Source organism: Rhodoblastus sp., from assembly GCF_041915505.1.
Lineage (GTDB): Bacteria > Pseudomonadota > Alphaproteobacteria > Rhizobiales > Beijerinckiaceae > Rhodoblastus.
The window spans coordinates 1-10,931 of sequence record NZ_JAYSBG010000094.1 but is presented as its reverse complement, the minus strand read 5'-3'; the positions used below and the strand labels follow the sequence as shown (position 1 = coordinate 10,931).

Genomic DNA, 10,931 nt, shown 5'->3' with positions numbered 1-10,931 from the left:
CACGAGGATCTGGACGGGGCTGGCGATATCGGGCGCGCGGCCGAGCAGCAGACCGTGCATGAGGCCAAGTACGGTCAGATGCGTCAAATAGACGCTATAGGAGATGTTGCCGAAGAATTTCAGGATCCGGTAATCGAACCGCGCCGCCTCGGGCGCGCCCTTGACCAGCATCAGGATCAAGGAGGCCGCGCCGATGCCGATCAGGAACGGTCCGAGAATTTCGAACCAGGGGCCGACGACGGAGCCGTCCAGCCTTTGCGTCAGCGCCGTCAGCAGCAGGCAGACAATCGGCGCCACCCGGAAATGCAGGGAATATTTATCCCAGGGGATCGCGTTGGACGTGACCAGAACCGCGAGGATCATGCCCGCGAACAGCACGTCGCCGGCCGCCGGCAGCAAGGCGATGGGGGCCATCACGAGACTGCCCTGCAGGACGCAATAGGCCCGAACGCCCAAGGAGACGAGCGCGAGGCCGACCAGCAGTTTCAGCCAATGCCGGCGCGGCGTCAGCAGGAGCAGGAAGGGCGCGACCAGATAGAAATGCTCCTCCAGCGCCAGCGTCCAGGTCGGCGACAGCCAATGCATGCCAAAGCTCTGTTTGAGAACGAGGAAGACATTCTGCGCGAAGACCAGATAGGACCAGCTTGGCAAGCGTTTGTCGGTATCCATCCAGCCCGCCGGCGCGAAATGACGCTCCAGCATCATGATCAGGATGACGGCCAGGAAATAGGTCGGGAAGGTCCGGCAGACGCGGCGCAGGTAGAAGACGCGCAGAAAATTGCCGGAATGCATTTTTTCCACGATCAGCCGGCCGACGAGATAGCCGCTGAGCACGAAAAACACCAGGACGGCGAGCCAGCCGACGCAAAAGCCGCTGAGGCCAGTGGGGACCTCGCCGAAATAATGCGAGACGACGACGAAAATGGTCATCAGCCCGCGCAGGCCGTCGAGCGCGGGGATACGGATATCCGAGGCGGGCCTGGTCCTGGCTTTTTCCTGCGCGCCTTCCGACGTGGCGACGCGCGCGGCCGGCTGGTTGGTCGGGAGGTCGTCGGCGCGCTCGCGCAGCGCGTCGAACGGTTCGAACGTCATTCCAAGGGAAAGTTCCTGGGGTTTATCCATGACCCGAACAGCGGAAAAAGAGGCGACATCGCGCTGGCCCAGCCGACGCCGGACTTAAACTAACCCCGCAAAATGAATCGCTCGTAAATGACGGAAATTACGGGAGGATCGACCGCCGGCGCGAAAGACCGGCGGTCTCAGGGATCGAACGGGAAGATCCGTTTCCAATCCTGCTTCATACTGATGACCTTCCAGCCTCTCTTGGCGGCTTCCTCATCGAGCGCCGGCGTGAAGGTCCCGATCTTCGTGTCGGGAAGGCCGCGCGCCGGGCCATAGGCATATTCGCGGGCCGGATCGTCGTGCAGGACGAGCAGGCCGAGACGGGCGCCGGCGCCGGAGGTGGTGTAATCCAGCATTTCGCGGTCGCCGACCGAATTGCCGAAGGCGATCACCGGACGGGCGCCGATTTCGAGATGAATGCCTTCGGGCTTGCCGGCCTTGTCGTCATTGAGCACCAGCCGGGGCTCCTTGATCAGCACCGCCTTGCCTTGGGCGTCATGGCCGAATTTCACGCCGAGCGCCGAGCCGACCACCTGTTCGCGGGGAATTCCATAGACCCGCTGCGCATAGACGCGGACGAAATCCTGGCCGCCGCCGGTGACGAAATAGGTCTTGTAGCCATTGTCGCGCAAATAAAACATCGCTTCGAGCATCGGCTGATAGACCAGCTCGGTATAGGGCCGGCCCCAGCGCGCGTCTTTGGCGTTTTCAATCCATGTCGCGACCTGGGCCTGGAAGGTCTCGACATCCATGCCGGTGAGCGTGGCCACCGCGATCTTTTCGAGATCCTTGAGGGTCAGTTTCGCGATCGCCGCGCGGTCGCCGGACAGAACCGTCTTGAACGGCTCTACGCCCTTGAGTTCCGGCTTGGCCTTCACGACGTCGGCAACGCGATCCAAGCAATAGACCACCTGCGTATAGATCGGATGCTCGACCCAGGTCGTGCCGTCCTGATCGAAGGTCGCGATACGCCCCTCGACCGGGATGAATTTCGGACTGGCCGGGTCCGTCGTCGTCTTCACGAGATCGATGATAGCGGCCTTGGCGGGGCAGTCGTTCCAGGACGGCAACGGGTCGGCGGCGGCCGGCTGCGCCTGCGCGCCGCCGGTCGGCCAGGTGACCGAGAGCAGCGGCAGCACGACGAGGCCGCCGAGGACGAGGCGCCGGTCGGGACCGTGAAACTTCTTGATCATTTCAACCTCCCCTGGACAGCTTTTCTCCGCAAAAAGACTTCGCCGACGCGCTAACGGGGCGCGCTGTCCCGGGCATAATGCCCACGGCACAACCAGAACAGGCCGGCGGCGACAAGGCTCGCGATGGGGGCGACCTGCATGGCGAAAGCGAGGCCATAGCGATCCGCGAGCAGGCCGGTGACAAAGGGGCCCGGCGCGAGGCCGAAAATATTATTGGCGAGCGTCAAGGTCGCCAGCGCCGTCGCATGAATGGCGGGATCCACGCCATTCGCGACAACGGCGCCGCCGACCCCGCCGGCGCCGGCGACAAAGACCATGCCGAGGGCGAGCAGCGCCAATTGGCCGTAACCCGGCGCGCAAGACAGGGCGCCGCCGAGGGCGACGAAAACGATCAGGCAATAGAGGACCGCACAGGAGACCTTTCGGGCGCGGTCTGTCCGGCTTGCGCGGTCGGCGGCGACGCCGCACAGAATCATGCCCGCGCCGGACAGCAGGATGAAGATCGCGGCGGCGGCGCCCGCCTCGGCCAGCGGCATGGCGTAGGCGCGGTTGAGATAGCTCGGCAGCCAGGTGACATAGGCGGCGGCGACGAAGAGCTGCAAGCCGCTGGCGATAAAGGCGAAACACACCGAGGGGACGCCGAACAACTGGGCGCCAAGGCTTTTGAGCCTGGCCGCCGAGAAGGCAAGCGATGAATTGTCCCGGCGCTCGGCGGCGCCGACGCGATCGTCACGCGCCGCCGCGAGATAAAGCAGCGCCAGCACGACGCCGATCGCCGCCATCAGCAGGAAGGCCGACCGCCAACCCCATAGCGCCGCAACCTTGGCGCCGAGCGCGATGCCGATCACCGAACCGAAGACGGCGCCGGCCAGAAAGGCGCCGACGACAGTCGCGCGCATCTCTTTCGGGAACAGTGTAAGCAGAACGGCGGCGCCGACGCTGCCATAGGCCGCTTCGCCGACGCCGACGCCGATGCGCGCCAGCAGCATCTGGTCGAAGTTCGCCGCCAGGCCGCAGGCGGCTGTCGCGAAGCTCCACAGCAAAGCCATGGCGGCCACGCTCCTGACGCGGCCGAACAGATCGGCCGCGATGGAAAAAGGCACGACCAGCACGCCGACCATCAAAGCGACGACGCCCGACAGCGCGCCGAGTTGGGCGTCGCCCAAACCCCATTCCTGCCGCAACAGGGGAAAGACGCCGCTGAGAACCTGCCGCGACATATGGTCGGACATCATCAGGCCGAAGGAGAGGCCGAACAGGGTCCACGCATAGGCGCGACGCGCCTGCTGCGGCGGAAAAAGCGCTTGTCGCGACCCGTCTCGCGTCGTCATCGTCCGCCCTTCAGAACTTTTCTTGAGCCTCGCTCCCGATGGCGGCGTCAGCCTAATCAAGCGCGCCTTGCCGCTCAAGCGCGGCTTGCCTTGCAATATCGGTGTTTTTCCTCACAAATTGTCCGCTGGCGTGCAATCCTGTCCCGATTTCCTGTTTAGCTACCCCGGTTTCCGAAATGGCGAGGGGCCATGGTCACTTTGGATGAGGCCAAAGATATTGCGACGACGCGCGGCTGGCTGAACATGACGTCGGAGGCCTTTCGCCGCGCCATACTCGCCCGCGTCGCGCTGCAATCCTTCCAGCTCGGCGAGTCGATCTATTCCGTCAACGACCCGCCCGGGGGCATGTACGGGCTGGTCGCCGGCTCGGTGAAAGTCTCGATGGCGCCGGGCGACGACGGTCCTTTCATCGGCCATATCATGACGCCGGGGTCATGGTCCGGCTACGGGCCGACCATCGCCGGCTGCAACCGGATCATCGGCCTCACCGCGGGCCGCAATTGCCAGGTTCTGTTCCTGCCCCTCCACGCGATCAATGAAATTCTGACGCGCGACCCCATCGGCTGGCGCTATCTGGCGGGGCTGGCCCTGATCGACACGCAGATCGCTTTGGGCGCGATGGAGGATCTCATGATCCGCGACGAATTCCGGCGCTTCCTCGCCGTGCTGCTGCGCTCCGGCGGCTATCGCAACGGCGCCAAAGACATCGCGAAAGACATGCAGCCGGTCTGGGTTGACGTCAACCAGACCGATCTCGCCAATATGTGCAACCTGTCGCGCACGACGACCGGCGTCTTCCTGCGCCGGCTGGAGGCCGAAGGTCAGGTCAGGATCGGCTATGGCCAGATCGGAATCTTCGCCCCCGCCGCGCTACGCGCGAAACTGGCGAGCGATCGTTGAGCGGCCGCCGCGAAAAGGCGGCCAACGTCCGGGCGCCGCGAACGCGCCGGTGAGATGAGCCCCGCCGGATGAAGGACGGCGCGGCCGAAGCGAGTGAACGAGGAGGATCTGGCATGAAGAAACTTGCAGCGGAACTGGTCGGGACTTTCGCTTTGGTATTTTTCGGTTGCGGCGCGGCGGTCGTCGGCGGCATGGGAACCGGCCCCACCGCCGTCAATCTGCTCGGCATTGCGAGCGCGTTCGGCTTTGCCATTGTCGCCATGGCCTATGGCATCGGGCCGATCTCGGGCTGCCACGTCAATCCGGCGGTCAGCTTCGGCGTTTTCGTCGCCGGGCGCATGAGCGCCGGCGAGATGATCCAATATTGGATCGCGCAGGTCATCGGCGCCATCGCCGGCGCCGTCGTGCTCTACATCATCCTGTCCGGCAAGGCGCAGGGCTGGAACGGCGGCCTCGGCCAGAACGGCTGGGGCGCGGGCTATCTCGGCGAATATGGCGTCGTCTCGGCCTTCGTCTTCGAAGTGGTGGCGACCTTCCTGTTCCTGGTGACGATCCTTGGCGTGACCCATCCCTTCGCGCCGAGCGGCTTCGCCGGGCTGGCGATCGGCCTGACGCTGGTCGTGATCCATCTGGTCGGCATCAATATTACCGGGACCTCGGTCAATCCGGCGCGCTCGATCGGCCCGGCGCTGGTCGGAATCGCGTCGAGCCCCGAACGCGTCGCGCAGCTCTGGCTGTTCATCGTGGCGCCGCTGATCGGCGCGGGACTGGCCGGCCTGCTGTTCAAGGAAAGCGCGCTGCTCGACGCCAGCCGCGGCTGAGTTGAGCCAAGGTTCGGTTCGGGCGCGGCCGCCGCGCCCGAACCGGATCAATGCGAGCAATGGGATTGAAAAAACCGCGAAAAAGGGATGGGCGTTCCATCCGGTTCGCCGGCGGGTTCATCCCTTGAGTGACGCCAAGCCCGCAGCAGGGATCGGGCTCATCCGTTTCGGCTAACGCGAGAGGCCGAAGGCCGCCAGAACATTGCCGGGCTTGCCGCCGTAAAGCCCGTAGCCCGCATTGACGAAAATCATCCCGCCGGCGACGGTCGCCCCGGCGGAATCGAGCGATCCGCCTTCGGCGCGGACCCGATTGACCGTTTCGAACGGTCGCGCCAGATCGACGTCCCACAAAATTCGACCGTCCGCGCGCGCATAGGCGCGCAAATGGCCGTCGATCGCGCCCGACAGCACATAGTCGGGCGTCGCGGTCACGGCGGCGGATTGGGCCGGGCTGCAATTCGGCCGGCCGGCGCAGGCTTTCGTCGGCGGCGCGCTCCAGACCTCGTCGCCCGTCGCGGCCGAAAGCGCGTGGAGGCCGCCGCCGGCGTCGGGATCGAGCATGATCGGCTGTCCGAGCACGAGATGCCGGATCTTCACGTCCGACACCGCGACATAGACCAGCGTTCCGTCGGTGGCGGCGCCCCATTGCACGCCGCCGAGCAGGCCGCCCTCCCCCACCCGCCGGCTCCAGACGACCGCGCCGTCGCGGTCGGGATCGAGGCCCCAGACGAGGCCGGATTTCTGGCCGACGGTCAAGATCCGCCGGCCGTCGGCGAGCGCGATCAGATTGGGAGAACCGCCGATGTCATAATCGGGGCCGTGCGGTTCGGGACAATTCGTCTTGTCGGCCGCGAGACAAGCCGCATTACCGGCGTCGCCCCTGAGAAGCTGTCGCGACCATACGACCTTGCCGTCGTCCAGCGCCAGCGCGCGCACGGCGTCGCTGGTGTCGGTCGCCGGCGCCGAATGATTGTCGCCGGTGCCGACATAGAGCCGCCGCGTCCGGGCGTCGATGGTCGGCGCGGACCAGACCGAGGCGCCGGACGGGCCATAAAGCTGGGTTCCGATCGCATTGCGGCCCTGCGGCGCCGTTTCGGCGGTCATATAAGTGGTCCAGACCACGACGCCGGTTTCGGCGTCGAGCGCGACCACCGCGCCGCGCCCCTTGCAGCATTGATAGTTCGGATCGATGGCCTTGCTGTCGTCGCCGACCGAGATCGGGACATAGAGCCGGTTTTCGAACAGGACCGGCGCGCCGGTGATCTGCGTGGCGGGCTCGTCGTCGGCCAGCACCTTCCAGATGGTCTGGCCCGAAGCGGCGTCGACGGCATAGACATGGCCGCGGCGGTCGCCGAAAAAGGCCGCCGGACGCCCGCCTGCCTTCGCCACGGTGACTGCCGCGCGCACGCCGGCGCTGGCGCGATAATCCCAGATCGAACAGCCCGACGTCATGTCGAGCGCATAGACATGACCGTTCTGCGCCCCGAAGAAAATACGGCCCCCGGCGACGGTCGGCTGTCCGAACATGGTCACAGCGCCGGGAACGCCGAAGGCCCATTTGAGGGATAGTTTCGGCAGGTCCGCCGCGCTCACGCCCGGCTCGCGCTGGAGCCGCCAGTTTTCGACGCCCGCGCCCCAGCCGTTCCATGACGGCCCATCGAGCGCGAGCGGCGGGACCACGGCGGGATCGCAGCGACCCGCCATCGGCTGTTCGTCCCCGATCTTGCGGCCGGTGAGACCTTCGGCAAGCGCGACGCGCTGCGCCGGCGTCAGCGCCGAACCCTGCGCGCTCATCAGCCCGGTGGTCAGGGTCTCGACGATGAAATCCGGCGCCATGTCCTTGAGCGACGCGCGCGCCGGCGCGCGCGTCGCCGGATTGTCGTGGCAAACAGCGCAATTGGTCTCGAACAGAGTCGCGTCCAAAACCGGGGGCGCGACGGAAGGCGCTTGCGCCGAGGCCGGCAAGGGCAAGATCGCGACAAGGACGCCGAAGGCGCAAGCTATCGAACGCATCGCCGCCTCCTGTCCCGCTGCGCCATTTGCTCAGCATTTGTCGGCGATGCGGCCGTGTCAAGCAGGCCGCGAGATGGACAAAAAAGCGCCTGTGGTCAAAGCGATGCAAAGAGCCTAGAATGGCGTCGGCTTGGCGAGACGGATCGGGTGCGCCATTCCCCTTGAGGGTGGCCGGGACTTCGCTTGACGCGTCTCCCGACACGCCTTTGCAGAGACGGCCATTCCGCCGCAGAACCGCGCGCAGCCTCTTCCCGGAACCATAATAATCACGGCCGGCGCCACAGATTTCGAGACGGGAGGCGTCCATGGTCGCGCGCCTGGTAATCGTTTCCAATCGCGTCGCCGCGCCGCAATCCGCCCGCGAGGCGCAGGCGGGCGGCCTCGCCGTCGCCGTCAAGGCCGCGCTGAAAAACCGCAGCGGATTATGGTTCGGCTGGAGCGGCCAGGTGCGCTCGGGCGAACCGGAGGTCGCGGAGCCGGACCATTTGCGCTTTTTCCAGCGCAACCACATGGCCTTCGCGCTGGTCGATCTCACCGCCGCCGATTATCAGGAATATTACAGCGGCTTCGCCAATCGCGTGCTTTGGCCGATCCTGCATTATCGCGTGGATCTGCAAGATTATTCGCGCGCCGACGCTTCCGGCTATCTGCGCGTGAACCAGCTGTTCGCCGACAGATTGAGTCCCTTCCTGTCCGAGGGCGACGTCATCTGGGTCCACGATTATCACCTGATGCCTTTGGCGCGTGAATTGCGCGCGCGCGGCCACCTCAATCCGATCGGCTTCTTCCTGCACATCCCTTGCGCGCCACCCGATATTCTGCAAACCCTGCCGCATCACGAAGAGATTCTCGGCGCCCTGACCCATTACGATCTCGTCGGCTTCCAGACCGATCGGGACCGCGACAATTTCGCGGATTATCTGATGACTCGCGGGGCGCGTCGCGAGCGCAACGGGAGTTTCGAAATCGACGATCGACGCGTGCGGATCGGCGCCTTCCCGGTGAGCATCGAGAGCCGCGTCTTTGGCCGGCTGGCGCGGCGGGTCGCCCATTCGCCCTTCGCCCGCATGGTCGACGAGAGCCTCGGACGCCAGCGCTTGATCCTATCGGTGGACCGGCTCGATTATTCGAAGGGCATTCCGCATCGCATTCAGGCCTTCGGCCATTTTTTGGAGACCTGCCCCGAATGGCGCGGCAATGTCACGCTGTTGCAGATCGCACCGCGCAGCCGGTCCGAAATCAAGGAATATGCGGAAATCGAAAGCACGGTGGCGGAACTGATCGGCAGGGTCAACGGCCGCTTCGGCGAACCGCACTGGACACCGATCCGCTATACCAACCGCTCCTATCCGCGCGCCGATCTCGCCGGCCTTTATCGCCGCGCCAATGTCGCCATGGTCACGCCGCTGCGCGACGGCATGAATCTCGTCGCCAAGGAATTTCTGGCGGCGCAGGACCCCGACGATCCGGGTGTGCTGGTGCTGTCCGAATTCACCGGCGCCGCCGTCGAACTGAAAGACGCCTTGATCGTCAATCCGCACGAAATTGAAGGCGTGGCCGCGAAGCTGAAACAGGCGCTGGAAATGCCGCAGGCCGAGCGATGCGAGCGCCACGCGCCCATGCGCGCGCAACTGATGTCGGCGGATATCTCGCGATGGGCCGAGAGTTTTCTGACGGCCCTCGGCGAAACGCGCCAGAACGCCAGCCTTCTCGACGGCCTGCGCGGCCTGTTCGGCGTCCTCGTCAACACGCCGTAAGGAACAACGAGACCACGCCACGGCCGCGCCGGATCATCGCGCGTCCTCCCAGCTTTTCGACAGCCGCGTCGCGCAAAGGATGATGCCGACCGCCGAATAAGTCTGCGGGAAATTGCCCCATAATTCGCCGGTCGCCGGATCGATGTCCTCGGACAACAAGCCGACGTGATTGCGACGCGCCAGGATCATTTCGAACCGGCTGCGCGCCTCGTCGAGGCGGCCGATCGCGGCCAGCGCCTCGACATACCAGAAACTGCAAATCGTGAAGGCGGTGGTGGGCGCGCCAAAATCGTCCGGCGCCGCATAGCGGAATAGATAGCCTTTGCGTCCCAGCACCTCGCCGATGGTCTCGACGGTGGCCACGAAGCGCGGATCGTCCGGCGACACCAGCCCCAGATCGCTGAGCAGCAGCGTGCTGGCGTCGATATGGCGGGAATCGAGGTGGCCGGCGAAGCACTTGGCCTCGGGACTCCACGCCCGCCGCAGAATGGTCTCGCGCAAATCGCCCGCGGATTTGCGCCATTGCGCGGCCCGATCGGCGAGCCCCAGCCGCTCGGCGATCCGCGCCAGCCGATCGCAGGCGACCCAGCACATCGCCGCGGAATAGGTATGGATCGAGGGCTTGTCGCGATATTCCCAAATGCCCGCGTCCGGCGTCAGCGCCACCGCGAGCGCCCGCATGCCGAGCGGCTCCAGCAGCGCGAACAAGGCTTCGTCGCCCATCCGGGGAAGCCGTTCGTCGAAAAACATTTGCGCGGCCGAGAGGATCACGCTGCCGTAAACGTCGTGCTGAACCTGACGGACGGCGGCATTGCCGATCCGCACCGGCTTGTGGCCGCGATAGCCGAGTAATTCCTGCGCGTCGCGCTCCTCCAGCGACATTTCCGGCAGGACCGAATAGACAGGCTTCAGGTCGGGGCCGCGCTCCATGGCGATGATATTGGTGACGTAATCAATGAAATGCTCCATGGTCGCGGTCGCGCCGACGCGGTTGAGCGCCTGGACGGTGAAAAAGGCGTCGCGGATCCAGCAATAGCGATAGTCCCAATTGCGCTCCGTCTGCGGGGCCTCGGGCACGGAGGTCGTCAGAGCGGCGACAATGGCGCCGGTCTGCTCGAAACTGCAAAGCTGCAAGGTGATCGCGGATCGGATCACCTCGTTCTGCCATTCGAACGGGACGCTGAGATTGCGCACCCATTCCAGCCAGGCGTCGCGGGTGAGATCGTGAAACTCGCGCGCCATCGGACGGATCGCGCCTGGCAGCGGCTCATCGGCGTGCAGCACGAGAGTCGTCGGTTGGGACAGGATGAAGGCGCCGTCGGTGGCGATATAGGCGACGGGGGTTTCGCTGGTCAGGCGGATCGCGCCCGCCTCGGTCGTGTAGCGGATGTGATTGCTGCCGACGAGGCGCAGCGGCCGCAAGGCGCCATTGGCCATGCGCGGGCGCAGATGGACGCGAATGCGGCAAAGGCCGCGCAAGGGCGCAATCTGCCTGATGATCATCGGCGGATTGTGATGGCGCCCATATTGCGAAAATCGCGGGGCGAAATCGGTAATCGAAAAGGCCGCCGATCCGTCGGCCGATGTGACGATGGTCTCGACGATGGCGGTGTTGCGGATGTAAGTCTGCTGATAGCTCGCGTCGTCGTCGTCGAAACGGATCGAGAAATAGCCGTCCCTCGGCTTCGCTCCATCCACCAGCGCGCAAAACACCGGATCCGCGTCGACGCGCGGCCAGCACAGCCAGACGATCGCGCCGGAACGGTCGATCAAGGCTGAAATCGCGCCATTGCC

At 65.3% G+C, this 10,931-nt stretch carries 8 protein-coding genes; 3 read left to right on the top strand and 5 right to left on the bottom strand.

The window, feature by feature from the left end; translation table 11 throughout:
* The 3 genes from ACE3S9_RS08095 to ACE3S9_RS08085 form a co-directional block, all read right to left on the bottom strand.
* On the bottom strand, positions 1-1,092 hold a 1,092-nt coding region (locus ACE3S9_RS08095), incomplete at its 3' end, for an acyltransferase family protein (protein ID WP_374545936.1).
* A gap of 167 nt (positions 1,093-1,259) precedes the next feature.
* Positions 1,260-2,315 (bottom strand): HAD family hydrolase, encoded by a 1,056-nt coding sequence (locus ACE3S9_RS08090; RefSeq protein ID WP_374545935.1) that lies wholly within the window; start codon positions 2,313-2,315, stop codon positions 1,260-1,262.
* Between the two features lie 50 nt (positions 2,316-2,365).
* A complete protein-coding gene (locus ACE3S9_RS08085) occupies positions 2,366-3,646 on the bottom strand; it encodes an MFS transporter (RefSeq protein WP_374545934.1) in 1,281 nt (426 codons plus the stop codon).
* Between the two features lie 189 nt (positions 3,647-3,835).
* On the opposite strand from ACE3S9_RS08085, the gene ACE3S9_RS08080 reads away from it, so the two are divergent.
* Both ACE3S9_RS08080 and ACE3S9_RS08075 read left to right on the top strand, forming a co-directional pair.
* Positions 3,836-4,546, top strand: a complete 711-nt coding sequence (locus tag ACE3S9_RS08080; protein ID WP_374545933.1) for a Crp/Fnr family transcriptional regulator — start codon at positions 3,836-3,838, stop codon at positions 4,544-4,546.
* Between the two features lie 113 nt (positions 4,547-4,659).
* The gene (locus ACE3S9_RS08075; RefSeq protein WP_374545932.1) at positions 4,660-5,367 is read left to right on the top strand and encodes an aquaporin; all 708 of its coding nucleotides are present in this window, start codon (positions 4,660-4,662) and stop codon (positions 5,365-5,367) included.
* Positions 5,368-5,538: 171 nt separating this feature from the next.
* Here ACE3S9_RS08075 and ACE3S9_RS08070 read toward each other — a convergent pair whose 3' ends face one another.
* Positions 5,539-7,380 (bottom strand): PQQ-binding-like beta-propeller repeat protein, encoded by a 1,842-nt coding sequence (locus tag ACE3S9_RS08070; RefSeq protein WP_374545931.1) that lies wholly within the window; start codon positions 7,378-7,380, stop codon positions 5,539-5,541.
* 305 nt (positions 7,381-7,685) lie between these two features.
* Between ACE3S9_RS08070 and otsA the strand changes: the two genes are divergently transcribed.
* Complete coding sequence (otsA, locus tag ACE3S9_RS08065; RefSeq protein WP_374545930.1) at positions 7,686-9,137, top strand: alpha,alpha-trehalose-phosphate synthase (UDP-forming); 1,452 nt, start codon at positions 7,686-7,688, stop codon at positions 9,135-9,137.
* A gap of 33 nt (positions 9,138-9,170) precedes the next feature.
* Here the strand turns inward: otsA and ACE3S9_RS08060 are convergent.
* The coding region (locus ACE3S9_RS08060; RefSeq protein WP_374545929.1) for a glycoside hydrolase family 15 protein at positions 9,171-10,931 on the bottom strand (1,761 nt) is incomplete at its 5' end.